The organism is Streptomyces hyderabadensis (assembly GCF_020404845.1).
GTDB classification, from domain to species: Bacteria; Actinomycetota; Actinomycetes; order Streptomycetales; family Streptomycetaceae; genus Streptomyces; species Streptomyces hyderabadensis.
Genome location: NZ_JAIOJZ010000160.1, coordinates 1 through 350, shown reverse-complemented (window position 1 = coordinate 350; position 350 = coordinate 1). Strand labels below are relative to the sequence as shown.

General features: G+C 68.9%; 1 pseudogene. It reads left to right on the top strand.

What is annotated here, in order from left to right:
- Positions 1-350: pseudogene (locus K7854_RS37985) on the top strand (polyketide synthase); the annotation flags it as partial.

The following is a 350-nucleotide window of genomic DNA, read 5'->3' as shown; positions in this document are numbered from 1 at the left end:
GTGGATGTGGTGGAGGCGCACGGTACTGGCACCGTGCTGGGTGATCCGATCGAGGCGCAGGCGTTGCTGGCGACGTATGGGCAGGGGCGGTCGGCGGATCGTCCGTTGTGGCTGGGGTCGTTGAAGTCGAACTTCGGTCATGCTCAGGCGGCTGCGGGTGTGGGCGGTGTCATCAAGATGGTGATGGCGATGCGGCATGGTGTGCTGCCGCGGACGCTGCACGCTGAGGAGCCGTCGGAGCAGGTGGACTGGTCGGCGGGTGAGGTGCGGTTGCTGACCGAGGCGCGGGAGTGGCCGGCGGGGGAGGATCGTCCGCGCAGGGCGGGTGTGTCCTCGTTCGGGATCAGCGG